The sequence below is a fragment of the Alkaliphilus crotonatoxidans genome (assembly GCF_054658015.1).
In genome coordinates this window covers 1,111,518-1,126,929 of the sequence record NZ_BAAHXS010000006.1, presented here as the reverse complement: position 1 = coordinate 1,126,929, position 15,412 = coordinate 1,111,518, and the positions used below count along the sequence as shown (strand labels likewise).

Here is a 15,412-nt window from a genome sequence, read left to right as displayed (position 1 = left end):
GAGATTATATTTGAATGATTAATTGGTAATCTATATAAATCCAAAAAAGATTTTGGCTATAAATTAAGTAAAGGAGAAAATGTATGGACAAGAATAAAGAAACAATTGTTCGACAAATGTTATATGATAAAGATAAAGAAGAAGTGTTAAAAGAGTTATATGATATTAACGACCCTGAGATATTATATCTCTATGCAAATAACTATAATTGGGACAATGGTTTTGAAATACCAAGAAAAATTCTTCTTAAAAGCTGTTGTGAATTAAGTACTGCCTTAATGATGTTTTATGCTGCTGACGGAGATAGATATTTACAAGATAAAGATGAGAATAATGGTAATCTAAAAGAATGGTCTATATTTATAAAAGAGTTATATAATAGAATTATTAATAATGAATTTCTTAAAGGCGATATAAAATTTGTTCCGCCTCTTAGTAAAGTTCAAATTTTTAAATTGAAAAAGATAATTAGTGATGAGGAAAGTGTTTTTTTAGAGGAGTTAGGAAGTTATGATTTGAACATAACTTTGTAATTTTATTAAGTCATAACATCACATGTGAGATGTTGTGACTTTTTCAATTGTGCCTGATCTGACCTTTCTACTTTTTCAAAGATGATCCTGGGAGGGGTACAAAAGCTGTCAAAGAAGCAGGAGAAACCTTCGACCAAAGGGCAAACCAATTGATCAATTCCATCGATAGTATCAATATGGACGGCATGATTCAACTGGCAGCAGGGAATGTAGAATGCCCCTAAATAGTGCCAATATGATGGATACCCCGGAACTTCCAAAGAACAAACAGCAGGTGGCCTTTATGGAGGCGATGGAAGGTAGGAATGGTGGGGGAGAGAGCTCCAGCAGTCGCTGGAGTTTATGATGTTAAGTAAATGAAGTTGATTATGGCATATGTTGTATTGTTATAGTAGATTATAAAACAAAAAGAGTTATTGAAAAGGTAGACTATATGAGTAAAATTGAAGTGCCATATATACCAGGTTATTTAGCCTTTCGTGAATTACCACTGGTTCAAGAAGCTGCTAAGAAATTAAGTAATCAGCCAGATATTTATATGTTTGACGGTAATGGATATTTACATCATAGGCATATGGGGATTGCTACCCATGCGTCCTTTTTTTTAAAAAGGCCAACAATTGGAGTAGCAAAGAGTTATTTTAAAATACAAGCTACTGATTTTGAAATGCCTAAAAACGAGGTGGGAGAATACACATATATTAGAATTACTCTATCAGAATTACAATGCATTTTATTGAAAGTAGTAGTAGATTACCTATTACTACAAGATACGCCGACTTAGCGACACATGAAGCTAGAAATAAGTATAGTTGCAGATTGCTATAGTCTAGATAGGCTACAAATAAGATGTTAGACATGAGTTTGAATAGAAAAAATATATAGATTATGTAATGAATATAAAAGAAAAGAGAAATGACTACAGAGTAAGTTAATTTATGACGTAGAAAAAATAGCTTTAAAGCAGAATATAAGTATGAGCTTGTTTATTCAAATGACCATTTAAAACTGACGATATTACAATGTAATGGTTTGAAAAAGTTCAAAGAAAAAGTATTAAATAAAATTACAACGTGGAGCTTAATTAAGGCAGATAGAGTCTATTAAGCTCCATTTATGTTAAATAATTAATTCAATAATTGTCTGTGATATAATGGAAAAAAAGCCAAGGTTGTTTTTTTGGTTTTTCCCAGGGGAAAAACTATTGAATAGAAGAAGACATCCCCTAAAGGGCCGATAAATACCTGAAGGCCTTTCAAAGAGCAGGAGGCTATGAGGCAGGTTTTCACGATACAGATTTCTTTCATTACTACAAATAAATATGGAAGTTTCAATAATGAAAATAGAAATAAAAAAGCTCATAGATGATTTTATAAGAAAGCTATTATAATAATTTAAAAAGGAGATAATTGATTATTATGTTAGAAAAGCTTAACTTTTTAAGAAAATATAATCAAGATATTCGCTTAGTTTCCATTAATGAGGTTGAAAAAATTGAAGACGGTTTAATACCAAATATTTGGAAAGAAATATTTAGATATGAGTCAATAAATATAAGAAAAGACATTCTTTTAAATGTGTGGGAAAAATATGTGGGGGAAGAACTAAGAAATACGCTTGCTTATTTAAGTGAGTATCTGGAAGAAATCGATATGATTGAATTTAACAATATATATTCGATTTTGTATACGATAAGAAATCCTAAAGGTGACATTCTATATTATGAGGGGGGTAATCCACAAAATAAGTTCGAAAGTCATAGGTTAGAGAAACATTGGAATAAAATGCCTCAGTCGCTAAAGAATTTCTATGAAAATGTTCATGATGGTTTTTTTTACTACGCCAGTGAATCTATGGGGTTAGTACCTATTTCATCTGTTGCATTCTTGGGGGATGATGAAATAGAGTGGGGTATTTTAGAACAGTTAGAACAACCTCTGCAGTTAAATTTAAATACATCATTTGGTTTTTTCAGCAATGGTATGGGATCTTATATAGTAATCGATTCTACCAATTGTAATAATGATAATGCTGTATTTTGGTCAACAAAAAGGCAACCGAAATACAATATTAACTTTTGGGATTATGTAGATGAATGGATTGTTATTGGCTTTCAATCATAATTCAATATTCCTATTAAATGTTAAAGAGGCAGTTTGAACGGCCTCTTTTTTAATATAAATTTTCGATGCGACTCAATTAATAAGATGTTCCTGTATATATTATAGAAATAAATTAATCAACATTGTATGCATAAAAGTCTAACAATAATGGCATATATCAAAGGAAAAATAGAAAATAAAATGGTGTTAGTATAAAAGCATGGACACGAAAAGTAGGATATAATATTTATATCTGAAAGGAAGTGTCCAAATGAAACAAAACGGTAAACGATATGATGATGATTTTAAAAGAATGCTAGTTGATCTCTACAATACAACTAATCATACTTTCAAGAGTCTCGAAAGCGAATATGGCGTAACAGCTACAACAATACAAAGATGGGTTAAGGATCTAACCCCTACTGATCCTACCGATGAAAATTCTCTAAGTCCTCGTGAAATTGCTGAACTCAAGAAGAAAATTGCACAGATAGAACAGGAAAATGAAATCTTAAAAAAGGCTATGGCCATATTAGCGAAAAAATAGATAAAAGTAGCATCTTCGAGACAATAGATATTATATCTAGCAAATATCCTATAAAATCAGTCTGTGAAACCTTAGGTGTTCCTCGTAGTTCTTATTACGATTTTCAAAAGCCTAAGGAATCTCCTAGAATCATTGAAAACAAACTAATTAAAGAGCATATCCTTCGAATCTATATGGAAAGTAAGGGCAGATATGGATCTCCCAAAATCCATAAACAGATGAAAAATATCACTGGAGTTTATGATATTAAGACTGGAAAATACTACTTTGGCATAAATAACATTAATGGAAAGTTCCTGCATCCAATTATCAGAGACAGAATAAATAATATGCCGCAAGATATATTAAGTGGATACCAAAAAACTATAGGAGCGGATCACATGCGGAGATATATGCTTCAAATGAAGTATTATTAGCAAGAGAAGCGGCTGAGATTAGTACAAATAATGCTTAATGTTATTAAGTATAAAAATAACTAGGAAAAAGTATTGGACAAGCTGGAATGCCAGTACCTAGATGTCCACATTGTGAGCACATTATAAACGGAACACATTTTTATCCGGAGGTATTGAAATATGTAAAATAGTTTTTTATCAAAGGAATTTGTATTAAATAATGGTGTAAATTATGATGAGTTGTTTGTAGAATATTGTAGTGATAGAATATTAGATGCCCCTTCTTTTTACAAAGATGATCCTAGGAGGTGTAAGCAACGCCTTTGAAAGCTGCGTCAGACAAGCCCTGTCGGAAGAAGGAATCAACCCTGGGTAGCACTGTTTGACGGACTCGTGGGAGCCACCGTAGCATGGGCATTTAACGCTAAATGGGCAGAAAATCTTGGAGGCAAAATAGCCAACAAAGTAAACAACGTAGCCCCATGGCTCAAAAAAGGAGCCAACAAAATTCTCAACAACATAGACGGCACAAAAAGTAGGAAATACCAGCAGACAATTCGGAGAAGAAGCCCTGGGAGGGGTACAAAAAGCTGCCAAAAAAGTAGGAGAAACCTTCACCCAAAGGGCAAACCAACTGATCAATTCCATTGATAGTATCATTATGGGCGGCATGATTCACTGGCAGCAGGGAATGTAGAAGTACCCCTGAATAGCGCCAATGATGGATACTCCAGAACTTTCAAAGAATCAACAGCAGGTGGCCTTTATGGAGGCGATGGAGGGGAAGAGTTGGGATAAACAGCTATAGAAAAAATTTGAGCAAAATGTATATAATAATCAAGTTGACCCTGATGGAATTTTACGTGACCCTAATTCGGGTGAGATAATCGATTGGAAGCCTGGAGAACCTAGAAAGGGTAAGGTTGATTTCGGATACAAGCAGGGGAAATCCTATAATGAAATGTTTAACAAGTATAAAAATGGCGAAATAACAATAGAAGACTTAAAAGAATTTCAATATAATGCTGAAAATTATAGGTTAGAATTACCCTCAGCAAATTGTAGTCATAAATACGAGTAGGAGTGAAGTATACATGAAAATTACTAATGTATTTGATGCAGTATTAGAAGGAACTGTTGAGGACTTTAAAAAGTATTATAATGGAAATGTAAATCAAATTAATCCGTATACAAAGTTAAATTTACTTTCAACAGTAGTGTTAAACGATAAATATGAGGAAAGTAAGCTTGAGATTATAAAATTTTTAGTTGCTAAAGGAATAGATATTAGTTTTACTGATCCAAAATACAAAAGGAATGCCTTGCATACATTCTTTTTTAATGTACTTCGTGCTTCAAATAGTTATACACTAGAGGTGGTAAAAATATTAATTGACAACGGAGTTGATATAAATGGTTTGGATAAATTTAAGGCTATCCCTTTAAAATATGCAATTACTGTTAATAAAAATTCTACAGATGATATGAAAAAAATATATCAATACTTATTGAAAAAAGGTGCTGACTACAATTTAAAAGATGAATTCAATAAGTCATGTATCGACTATGCGAAAGAATATTCATGGAGGAATGGGTTTATTAATATAGTAGAGGAGTATGAAAGTGAAAGACATTAATCATTTATACGGTGGATTTATGGTTTCAAGAAATGTATTCAATGGAATTCCTATTCCAAATTAAACGGGTGGAATGTATTATCAGAGATTGATGATGAATATATAAGTAACCCAAAAAGATTTTCTAATTATTAATGGAGAAATCTTGACAGGAGAAAGCTTTTTAATCCAACCATAAATTGTTATACAGATACGCCATATTCGCTGCTAAGTTCCGATACCGGTGTTTCAGTACGATAGAGGTCAACGATTTGTTGTTTAAATTCATCTGAATATCTGTTACCGTTTTTGGACATTGTTGAACATCTCCTTTGTGTTGTAATCTGTTCAATTTTTCGTGTCCACTCTTATATACTAAACATCAAAGTTTAACTAGGAACAAGTTAAAGGAAAACCTAAAAATTTTTCTAACCCTGATAAGTGCTTTAAGAAACATATAAGTATATCAATTGACGATAGTGCTTATGGATGCATCATGATTGAGAGGGTAATTCAAAAATCATAAATGTTATTATGGTTTAATTTAATATAATGGGTTAAATCTACTTTTGCAAAGAAAAAATATATATAGTAAACTATGGTTAACAAATGCCAGAATTTTAAGATACAGAAGGAGAATATAATGAGAATTGGTAAATTTTCAGAAAAGCATGGGGTAACCCAGGATACAATTCGATATTATTTGGATATAGGGCTCCTTGTTACTAAGAAAAAGGGCGGACAATATCAATTTAGTGAATCTGATAGCAAAGATATGGAGCAAATTATGGAGCTGAAGCAGCTGGATTTTTCACTGACTGATATTCAAAAAATCCTGTCCTTTCAAAGAATAAGCGGTACCAATACAGATGTATTCAGAAAACTGTATTTACCTTTTTTAGAAGCTAAAAAGGAAAAGGTTGATAAAGAGCTGGTTAAGTATAATAAAATGAAGGAGTATTTAACGCTTAGAATTGACGAAATGAAGCAGCAGGGGGTGGAAAAGGGAGATAAATTAGGAATTCCCATGTCTGCGCTGAAAATACTGGTTTGTCCCCTTTGCCAAAGGTCCTTAAATATTTCTGATGGTACGATTCATGATAATATGATTATGAAGGCCAACATTCACTGCAAATGCGGTTACCAGGTTAACATCAACCACGGGGTATTAATTGATGAATCCGCCGTTCGTACTAAAATGCTGTATGGCAAAAAAATGCCTTCAAAAGAAGAGTTTTTAAATAACAGCTCCCATGTCCATGTGAACTTTATTTATAAGGGAATGGCAACGCTGGTTGAATATATTAATAAATATCAGCAAATTCAGACGGAATTTATTTTAGAGCTGGATAACTGTGTTGGCTTTTTTTTGCTGCAGTATATTAAATATCTGTCGCCTAATAGTACCTATATCCTCGTGGAATATGATCTGGAGCGGCTGCTTTACCTGAAAAGAAACCTGGAAATGTACTATGATCATCAGCATTTTATCTTTTTATGCTGTGATCTTAATCGCCTACCCATTGCCAAAGCCTCTATTGACATAGCTGTGGATGCCCACATGACAAGGGCCTTCGCCCAATCCCATGGGGAGTTTCTGTTGGATTATGTTTATCCTCTGATAAAGGATAAGGGATTATTAGTCGGTAATTATCTTTATGCCGGGTCTAATTCTAAAATGACTTCCCATCCTGGTTTAGCAGGAGAGCTGCTTGTTCGTGAAAGAATTCTAGAAAGGCTAGAAGCCAAAGGCTTGCAGAACTTGGAACTGATGGATATCGGACCAATTGTTGAAAACAGCCATTCTGATAAAGAGCTTAATGCTATCGAACGGTATCGAATGGTCTACGCAGGGAGGAAGTAATGCAAAGTATATCGATAATTTACTTTCTTTAAAAAACTTGGAGTTAACTCCAAGTTTTTTTGTTTCAGCAGTATATATTCGCTTCTTGACATAGGCTTAACTCGAGGTAATAAAATAAAATTGTAGACTAGCATGGTTAGTTAAATAACAAACCATGCAAACCTTTGCTTATGCTTGGCAGAGGGATTAAAATTAGATTAACGGGAGGAAGAATATGAAATTTAAATTATTTAAGCAATTGTCTCTCTTACTATGCTTCGTGATGATTTTGGGATTAGCTGCCTGCTCTCAGCCTGAATCAAATACAGGTGAGACAATCTATAAGGCAGGAACTTACACAGCCACAGCGGCAGGCCATAATGGAGACATTAAAGTTGAGGTAGTCTTTAGTGATCAATCAATCGAGTCCATCAATGTATTAGAACACAGCGAATCTGCCGGAATCAGTGATGCACCGATTGAGCGTATTCCAAAAGCAGTTGTAGAGGGTCAAACCTTGGCTGTTGATACAGTAGCCGGAGCAACCGTTACCTCTAAAGCACTTTTAGCTGCTATTGAAGATGCGGTTGTGCAGGCAGAGGGAGATGTAGAAGCCCTTAAAGCGAATAAAGGCGATAAGGATGCTGCTAAAAATGATGTAGAATTAACTACGGATGTAGTTGTTGTGGGCGCCGGTGGGGCCGGCTTGGCGGCCGCTGCTTCTGCTTATGAAAATGGTGCTGAGGTTATTGTTTTAGAAAAGCTTGCCACTGTTGGAGGTTCTACTGCTTTATCTGGCGGCGGCATTTCAGCTACAGGTACAAGATTCCAGGAGGAATTAGGAATTAATGACAGTAAAAAATCTTGGATGACGCTTTGGAAAGAGCGCCAGGCTACAAGTAACCCAAATGGTAAGTATCCGGATTATGACTTTGTAGATAAATTTATGGATGCAGCCGTTGTAACTACAGAATGGTTAGTTGATTATGTAGGCCATCAATATGATAGAGTAGAAGGATTTGGAGTGGATACAGCACCTAGAATTCATTTCCCTAAGGATGATGATATAAAGGGTGGAACTACTTTAACTCAAAATATTGAGAAATTCCTGTTGGATAAAGGAATTGAAATTCTTACAGAAACCAAGGCTACAGAATTACTAACCGATAATGAGGGGAATGTGATAGGGGTAGTTGCAGAGGGAAAAGATGGAAAGATAACCGTTCATGCCAAAAAGGTGATTTTGGCTGCTGGCGGATATGCTAAAAACGAAGAGCTTTTAGAGACATATATTCCTGAAGCCGCCGGTACAGCAGAGCTAAGTATTGCATCAGCCGGTAGTACGGGCGATGGAATTGTCATGGCAGAAGAGGTAGGAGCTGCGCTATACGAAGAACCATGGGTGATGGGGGTAGGCGTTGCTACAAAGGTGAGCGGAACAGGGGCTCTAGGTATGGACTGGACTAAAATATATGTAAATGGTGAAGGAGAACGTTTCATGAACGAACAAATTCACTATGCAGTTGCAACAAACAAACTTATAGATCAAGACTCAAGATGGGCAATTATTGATTCTGCAGATGCAAATACAAACCTGATAGATTCTCTTGAAGCAGCAATTTCTACAGATGAAGTTGTAAAGTCTGACAGCTTTGAAGGATTAGCTGAAGCGATGGGGGTACCTGTCGATACCTTTATACAAACAATGAAAGAATATAATCAAGGTGCAGCAGCAGGCGAGGATAAAATGGGTAAAGAAGCACAACACTTAATTGCTGTTGAAAAAGCGCCATACTATGCGGTAAAATTATATCCAAGAACAATGGGAACATTTGCTGGTGTAAAAACTAACGATAGCTTCCAGGTTCTACGGGAAGATGGTTCTGTTGTTAACAATTTATATGCAGCGGGAGAAAATGCCAATAAAAGGATCTATAACCAAGTATACATGTCAGGAAGTGCTGTTCAATTTGCACTAACTAGTGGACGTTTAGCCGGAGAGCATGCAGCGCAAAGCTTAAAATAGGCTTTAAAAAGCAGAAGGATTTCTTCAGACCCTTCTGCTTTTTGATTGCTTTTATTTTACTAGGGTATAGCCTCTATGACAAACCCTTTCACGAGTAGTGCATATCCATAGAAAAATTTTTATGTACTCGGTACGTTCATTTTATAAAGAGTAAATATTTATTTAAATTTAACTGCAGTACCGTAGGCCATAACCTCGGCTGCACCCTGTGTAACCGCTGCGGAAGCATATCGAATATTGATAATGGCATCTGCCTGCAATTCCTCTGCCTCAGCGACCATACGTTTGGTAGCAAGAGCCCTTGCTTCGTTCATCATTTCGGTATAGGCTTTTAGCTCTCCACCGACTATGGTTTTAAACCCTTGGGTAATATCACGACCAATGTTTTTGGATTGGATTGTGCTGCCCTTTACAAGACCAAGCATTTCAAACTCTTTCCCTGTAATGTAATCAGTATTTACTAAGATCATCTTCCTCACCACTCCTTATTTCTTTAATTCGTTCCACAAGAACGTATATGCAAATCCCGGCTAAAAGCAGAGGAATCACACTCCCTAATATTTTACCGTACAATGGAATACCATCTAGAAAGATACAGGCAATTATAAATCCGATATAGTATAATAATATGATAGCAGTTATCACGATGGGGGCAATCATTTTCTTCAAGTGCATATTGGTTTTCACCTCGTAAAATATAATTATTGTCGTTGATTCTTTCAAGGAAGCTACTACTGCATAATAGCAACTGAAATATAATCTAAAAGCGGATTGCATAATTTTAAATTCATCTTTTGTAGCTATTCTTATTCTTTTGTGATGGTATGGGTTTCAATTTGGATTTCTTAAAGGGAAGCTATAGTATTTACCACATGATACCTTTTCTAAATACTGCACTTCAATTTATTCTACTATTAATTATAGTTCCAAAAATAGAATAAGTAAAGTGAAAAATAAACACCTTCTAATATATTAATAACATCCTTGTAGGCAAAAATACAATTAACCGTTGCCCTGAAAAAAATTCTATGATACAATCAAACTACAATATACAAATTATTGTATTTTGAAGAGAGGTTGTTCAGGGTGGGAGACTTTAGAAAAAATTTAATGTCAAAAAATGGCCGAATTACAATGAATTTAGCCAAGGAATTATTAAGCTATGATGAAGGCGACCGAATTAAAACGGTAGAGCAATATGCCAAAGCATTTGAAAGCAGCAGGGGGACGGTACAATCGGCCTTTAAATTCCTACAATCAGTTAATGGTATAAAATTAGAGGCCAGGGGCCATTTAGGAACCTTTATTACATCCATTGACCATAAAAAGCTATGGGAAATTACAGATATGGGGCCTATTATGGGAGTAATGCCCTTACCCTATTCAAAGCGTTATGAGGGGCTGGCAACGGGTCTTTATAAGGCCTTTGAAGAAGCCAATATACCCTTTAGCTTAGCCTTTATGAGGGGTTCCAGCAAAAGAATTGAAGCTCTGAATATGGATCGATACCATTTTGCCATTATGTCGAAGCTGACGGCAGAAATAGAGATGAAGAAGTTTCCTGGTCTAAAGTTGGTATCCCAGTTTAAGGAAGGCAGCTATGTACGTAATCATGTCATAATATTCAGAGAAAAGGGAGAAACGCAAATTCGTGATGGTATGAGGGTGGCCATTGACCCCGTTTCGGTGGATCAAATTATTTTAACCAATTACGAATGTGAAGGAATTGATGTAGCCTATATTGAGGTATCATATAATCAAATTTTGCATAAACTAAAAAGCAACGAAATTGACGTAGCCATATGGAATGGTGACGAAATTGAAGAGCAGAACTTTGACTTTAATGTACAGCCCCTTAGCAATCCCAAAACCCAGAAAATTGCCAAGGATGATACCATTGCAGCCATTGTAGTCAATAACAATGAGCTAAAGGAAATATTCAGCCGTTTTGTCAACGTTTGTGAAATTGAAATGCTTCAGGATAAGGTCATAAAAAATGAAATGATTCCTGTTTATTAATTTTTTTATGATTAATATACAAAAAAATGTACATTGAATGGAGTGATCAAAAATGAATACAGCATTAAGGGACCGACTGACAATTTTAGTGGAGGCTAAGGAGATTGATCAGACAATTGCATCGGCAGTGGTTGAATTTATAGAATCCATTGAAAAAAAGTATGCAGTTGAAATTCATGAAGACAATGGTGCCATGCTGGTGACTCATCTAGCCATGGCCCTGGCCAGGATTAAAAGACATGAAACAATTGAAAAGATGGATGCAATGATTTTGAAGGAGCTACAGGAAAATCAAGTTTATAGAGATTTACCAGAATTTTATCAGCAGCTGGAGGAAAAGCTACAAATAAAGCTGCCTGATTCAGAAAAGGGATATATTGCATTACATTTATGCAGTTTACTCAATAAAGACCAATAGGGAAAGGAGGGAAATGTAATGATTAAAGTTGTAGTAGGTGGACAGGTAGAAAAGCAAAGCATCGCCGACCTAGTTAAAAAGCTGGGGGGTGAAGAGGTGGATGTTCAGGTGAAATCTGATATTCAAGCCGCCAGTGATGTTAAGACAGGTAAGGCAGACTACTATTTAGGTGCTTGTCATACCGGTGGAGGTGGAGCCCTGAGTATGGCCATGGCCCTCTTAACAAGAGAGAAATGTGCAACTGTATCCATGCCTGGAAAGCCTCCAAAGGATGAAGAAATTACATCTGCAGTGGCAGCAGGAAAGGTGGCCTTTGGTTTTACAGGGGATCACTATGAAGCTGCTGTGACTAAAATTATGGAAGAACTTATGAAAAAGCATTAGACCGCTTAACATCTTATTTTAGTACTATCCTGGTTATTCCTTTTAAGATATCTTTCAACCTCCAAAGAAATAACCAGATGGTACAGTGATGAACTTCTAGGGAAAAAAATAAACAAAAAGAGGGGATCATGATGAAAATAATCGTTATTGCTTTAATAGGTGCCCTGGCTTCAATTATGGCCAACAAAGGAATCGCTGTCTTCAATGACGGACTCCGCCCCATTGTACCAGAGCATGCTGAAGGCAGAATGACCAGAAAAGAGCTGGCGGCCACCTCCTTTGCCATGGGCTTTGGTCTTGTAATTGGGTTTGGTATACCCTTTTCATTAACAGCCAGTATTTTACTAATCCATAGTATTTTGCTTGGAACTGATATCATAGGTACATCTTCACCCGATGGCAAGAAGGGCGTATTCATAGCCGGTGCTGTTGGGGCCCTCTATGGAATTGGTATTTTACTGGGTCTGGAAAGTATCGTCAATGCCTTTTCTCTGCTTCCCGTTAACTTTATGGATAGCCTAGGGCAAGTGGGTAACCCTGTTGTAGTGGCCTTTGCAGCCTTCCCAGCCCTGGCAACAGGCTACCAGTATGGAGCCAAGAAGGGGCTATTAAACCTAGTTGTTTCGGTAATTGCCAGACAAATTGCCATCATAGTCAGTCCCATTCAATTGGGGGGGGCAGCCATCACCATCAACCCTGAAGGTGCTGCCCTGATTGTGGGGATGGCAGTATTGTTATTCTATGCCATGTCAGAAAAGTCAGAGGAAGAAAGCGTTGACCTGGTGGCTATTTTTAGTGAAAGAGTGAAAAGGATTAAAAGCAACGCACCAATTTTAATGGTGATGGGGGCTTTAATCTCCCTGGCAACCTCATTAAATATGCTGGCCGGTGACCCCATTTCACTAAATCTTATGGGGGAAGGACAAATAGCCGATGCGGGCTTTGCAGCCTTGGCCAGAGGAATTGGTTTTATTCCCTTAATTGCCTCCACTGCCATTGCAACAGGAGTCTATGGCCCTGCAGGAATGACCTTTGTCTTTGTAACAGGCTTATTCATTAGAAATCCGATTCTGGCAACCATTGCAGGGGCGGCAGTAATTGGGCTTGAGGTATTTTTACTAGATAGAATCGCCCGATTCCTTGATAAATTCCCTGGTATTAGAAAATCGGGAGAAAATATAAGAACTGCCATGTCAAAGCTATTGGAAATAGCCTTGCTGGTGGGCGGGATGAATGCTGCCAATGCCATTGCCCCGGGAATTGGATTCTTTGTGGTGGTAGGGCTATATATCTTAAATGAAATCGCCAACCGACCAGTGGTTCGAATGGCAATTGGACCGGTGGCAGCCATATTGGTGGGCGTATTGGCAAATATTCTAAGCCTTGTGGGGTTATTCACACCGCCGGTATAAAATACCTTAATTAAATTAGATAAAGCCAAGGTTAATTCCTTGGCTTTATCAAACAAAGGTGGCAAGAGATAATGCAGATAAAAAATGAGGTTTTACAGATGAAACGCTTAATGACTGGTATGCTGGCGGCCAAAGAACAACAGGGTAAAAGCGTTGTCTATATGCGGGAAGAAATTATAGAGGAGGCTGTGATGGCTTTAACAGAAAATCCCCATTGTACGCTGGTGCCCTTTGGTGTAAAGGATACTCATCAAATTCCAAGGGCTATGGTAGAAAAGCTGCAGCAGGTGCCGGGGTTTCTGTTTCATACCATTGATAAAATGGCAAGGGGCGGCAGAGCGATTGACGTTGATTTATTAAATCCCCTGACTGGTAAAGTCATGACAGGCTCAACTAGCGGAGGCTGTGTCAATATTTTAAGGGGTATTAATGACTTGTCCCTGGGCACCGATGGTGGCGGTTCGGTACTGGCCCCAGCCATTAGTACGGGCCTCTATTCCATTATGGCAAAGGGAATGGGCCTTAGGGGCAGCATTCCTCGAAGATCCACCGACAATCTATCCTTTCTTCCGGGAATTGGGTTGATTTCCCATGATTTTCAGTTGTGCAAAGGGGCAGCTTCCCAGCTATTAGACCTGGATTTAGCCATTGTAGAAAACAGCCTGAAAAAGGAGTCAATCACCGTTGCAATTCCCAAGGCAGGCCAGGGAATCCTTCCCAATGGAAGGGATATGGTGGAATACCTGCAAAGGGTTTTAGAAAGAACAAGGGACTGGATTCGATGGATGGAGTTTGACATCCAGGGCCTGGTGTCCCGGCAGGACATGATCGACTGCGTAAAGGCCCTTTTCGAAGCAGGAGTTGATATGATTTTGACGGCGGAGGGGCCCATAGACCTATATGGCAGCGGTGATTCAGTTTTGGGTCAATGGGGCCCCACGGGGGCGGATTTACAGCAAAGGGGCGGAAAATACCTTTTGAAGGTGGCCAATATGGTGGATGCCACCGCTGTTACCCTTCCCACAGAGGACCTGGGGGTAGGATTATTACTCATGGGCCCCAGGGGCATCGGGGCCGGAAGCCGGGTCATTGCCCTGGGCAATGTGCTACAAAGCTATTTTAAACCGCCTGCTTTATTTGAACGATATTTTATTCAGGGTGGCTCAGGGCAGGGCTTTCTTTAAATAAAGGAGGGAACTAAATGATGATTCAAACGGTTACAGGTGAAATCAAAGCTGCTGAACTGGGCAGAACCTATATTCATGAACATATTAAAATTGATCTGTCAGGTGTTAAGAATAACCCTGATACCAACTATAACGACCTCGATGGAGTAATTGCAGAGCTAAAGGAGCTAAAAGAAAAGGGAATCGACAGCCTGGTGGAGGTTACCAATCGAGGCATGGGAAGGGATGTAGCTGCTTTAATCCGTGCTGCCAAGGAGGCAAAGATCAAGGTGATTGCCAGTACGGGCTTTTACAAGGAGCCCTTTCTTCCCCAATATGTATATGAAATGGAGGAGGAAACCTTAAGCAGGCTCTTGATTCAAGACATGATAAAGGGGATAGATGGTACGGAGGTGAAGGCCCATGTGATTGGGGAAATTGGCTCCAGTCATAATCAATTCACCCCTATGGAGCAAAAGGTATTTCGGGTGGCAGTACGGGCCCACCACGAAACAGGACGCCCAATTTCTACCCATACCACCCTGGGAACCATGGCCCTGGAGCAAATAGAATTTTTTCAAAATAATAATGTCTCCCTCGAGCGGGTTATAATTGGTCACTTAGATTTAAGCAGTGACTTGGATTATCACCTTAGAATTGCCGATACAGGCTGCTATATGGCCTTTGATACGGTAGGAAAGGTGAATTACCAGCCCGATGAAAAGCGGGTTGACCATATTCAAGCCTTAATTAAGCGGGGACACCTGAAGCAAATCATGCTATCGGAGGATCTTACACGAAAATCCCATTTAAAATGCAATGGGGGGATCGGCTATAGCTATTTGGTAGACAGCTTTATTCCTAAATTACGACAGGCAGGCATTACCCAGGAGCAGGTTGATGAAATGCTCATTGAAAATCCAAGACGATTTCTGGGGGTAAGGAGGTAGA

At 37.8% G+C, this 15,412-nt stretch carries 19 protein-coding genes; 16 read left to right on the top strand and 3 right to left on the bottom strand.

The features are described 5' to 3' along the window. The first annotated feature begins 83 nt into the window (after window positions 1-83). From ACYQ1I_RS17490 to ACYQ1I_RS17465, 6 genes are all read left to right on the top strand, one after another. Complete coding sequence (locus tag ACYQ1I_RS17490) at window positions 84-533, top strand: DUF4274 domain-containing protein (RefSeq protein ID WP_459767632.1); 450 nt, start codon at window positions 84-86, stop codon at window positions 531-533. Between the two features lie 214 nt (window positions 534-747). Further along, window positions 748-879 (top strand): hypothetical protein, encoded by a 132-nt coding sequence (locus ACYQ1I_RS17485; protein ID WP_459767630.1) that lies wholly within the window; start codon window positions 748-750, stop codon window positions 877-879. Between the two features lie 27 nt (window positions 880-906). Beyond that, a complete protein-coding gene (locus ACYQ1I_RS17480) occupies window positions 907-1,317 on the top strand; it encodes an endonuclease V (RefSeq protein ID WP_459768198.1) in 411 nt (136 codons plus the stop codon). A 634-nt stretch (window positions 1,318-1,951) separates the two neighbouring features. Beyond that, window positions 1,952-2,656 (top strand): hypothetical protein, encoded by a 705-nt coding sequence (locus ACYQ1I_RS17475; RefSeq protein ID WP_459767628.1) that lies wholly within the window; start codon window positions 1,952-1,954, stop codon window positions 2,654-2,656. 250 nt (window positions 2,657-2,906) lie between these two features. Continuing rightward, window positions 2,907-3,182 (top strand): transposase, encoded by a 276-nt coding sequence (locus tag ACYQ1I_RS17470; RefSeq protein ID WP_459767626.1) that lies wholly within the window; start codon window positions 2,907-2,909, stop codon window positions 3,180-3,182. Between the two features lie 173 nt (window positions 3,183-3,355). Next, complete coding sequence (locus ACYQ1I_RS17465; protein ID WP_459767624.1) at window positions 3,356-3,598, top strand: hypothetical protein; 243 nt, start codon at window positions 3,356-3,358, stop codon at window positions 3,596-3,598. A gap of 249 nt (window positions 3,599-3,847) precedes the next feature. Here ACYQ1I_RS17465 and ACYQ1I_RS17460 read toward each other — a convergent pair whose 3' ends face one another. Further along, window positions 3,848-4,225 (bottom strand): hypothetical protein, encoded by a 378-nt coding sequence (locus ACYQ1I_RS17460; RefSeq protein WP_459767622.1) that lies wholly within the window; start codon window positions 4,223-4,225, stop codon window positions 3,848-3,850. Between the two features lie 208 nt (window positions 4,226-4,433). On the opposite strand from ACYQ1I_RS17460, the gene ACYQ1I_RS17455 reads away from it, so the two are divergent. Both ACYQ1I_RS17455 and ACYQ1I_RS17450 read left to right on the top strand, forming a co-directional pair. Then, window positions 4,434-4,658 carry a GH-E family nuclease gene (locus tag ACYQ1I_RS17455; RefSeq protein ID WP_459768197.1) on the top strand — a complete coding sequence of 75 codons (225 nt, stop codon included), beginning with the start codon at window positions 4,434-4,436 and terminating at the stop codon, window positions 4,656-4,658. A 13-nt stretch (window positions 4,659-4,671) separates the two neighbouring features. Further along, complete coding sequence (locus ACYQ1I_RS17450; RefSeq protein ID WP_459767620.1) at window positions 4,672-5,214, top strand: ankyrin repeat domain-containing protein; 543 nt, start codon at window positions 4,672-4,674, stop codon at window positions 5,212-5,214. A gap of 182 nt (window positions 5,215-5,396) precedes the next feature. On the opposite strand, the gene ACYQ1I_RS17445 is transcribed toward ACYQ1I_RS17450, so the two are convergent. Next, window positions 5,397-5,510: a transposase gene (locus tag ACYQ1I_RS17445; protein WP_459767618.1), complete on the bottom strand. Its 114-nt coding sequence runs from the start codon at window positions 5,508-5,510 to the stop codon at window positions 5,397-5,399. A gap of 326 nt (window positions 5,511-5,836) precedes the next feature. Between ACYQ1I_RS17445 and ACYQ1I_RS17440 the strand changes: the two genes are divergently transcribed. Both ACYQ1I_RS17440 and ACYQ1I_RS17435 read left to right on the top strand, forming a co-directional pair. Then, window positions 5,837-7,057, top strand: a complete 1,221-nt coding sequence (locus ACYQ1I_RS17440; RefSeq protein WP_459767616.1) for a MerR family transcriptional regulator — start codon at window positions 5,837-5,839, stop codon at window positions 7,055-7,057. Window positions 7,058-7,271: 214 nt separating this feature from the next. Further along, window positions 7,272-9,062, top strand: a complete 1,791-nt coding sequence (locus ACYQ1I_RS17435; RefSeq protein WP_459767614.1) for an FAD-dependent oxidoreductase — start codon at window positions 7,272-7,274, stop codon at window positions 9,060-9,062. Between the two features lie 158 nt (window positions 9,063-9,220). Here ACYQ1I_RS17435 and ACYQ1I_RS17430 read toward each other — a convergent pair whose 3' ends face one another. Continuing rightward, window positions 9,221-9,532, bottom strand: coding sequence for a YbjQ family protein (locus tag ACYQ1I_RS17430; protein WP_459767612.1), 312 nt, complete (start codon window positions 9,530-9,532; stop codon window positions 9,221-9,223). A gap of 640 nt (window positions 9,533-10,172) precedes the next feature. On the opposite strand from ACYQ1I_RS17430, the gene yhfZ reads away from it, so the two are divergent. From yhfZ to ACYQ1I_RS17400, 6 genes are all read left to right on the top strand, one after another. Continuing rightward, complete coding sequence (gene yhfZ / locus ACYQ1I_RS17425; RefSeq protein ID WP_459767610.1) at window positions 10,173-11,081, top strand: GntR family transcriptional regulator YhfZ; 909 nt, start codon at window positions 10,173-10,175, stop codon at window positions 11,079-11,081. 52 nt (window positions 11,082-11,133) lie between these two features. Continuing rightward, a complete protein-coding gene (locus ACYQ1I_RS17420; protein WP_459767608.1) occupies window positions 11,134-11,499 on the top strand; it encodes a PRD domain-containing protein in 366 nt (121 codons plus the stop codon). An 18-nt stretch (window positions 11,500-11,517) separates the two neighbouring features. Then, window positions 11,518-11,883, top strand: coding sequence for a DUF2620 domain-containing protein (locus tag ACYQ1I_RS17415; protein WP_459767606.1), 366 nt, complete (start codon window positions 11,518-11,520; stop codon window positions 11,881-11,883). 131 nt (window positions 11,884-12,014) lie between these two features. Continuing rightward, window positions 12,015-13,295 (top strand): YhfT family protein, encoded by a 1,281-nt coding sequence (locus ACYQ1I_RS17410; RefSeq protein ID WP_459767604.1) that lies wholly within the window; start codon window positions 12,015-12,017, stop codon window positions 13,293-13,295. Between the two features lie 71 nt (window positions 13,296-13,366). Beyond that, entirely contained in the window at window positions 13,367-14,479 is a 1,113-nt protein-coding gene (locus ACYQ1I_RS17405; protein ID WP_459767602.1) for a hypothetical protein, read from the top strand. Window positions 14,480-14,496: 17 nt separating this feature from the next. Then, entirely contained in the window at window positions 14,497-15,411 is a 915-nt protein-coding gene (locus tag ACYQ1I_RS17400) for a phosphotriesterase family protein (RefSeq protein ID WP_459767600.1), read from the top strand. Window position 15,412: the final 1 nt, after the last annotated feature.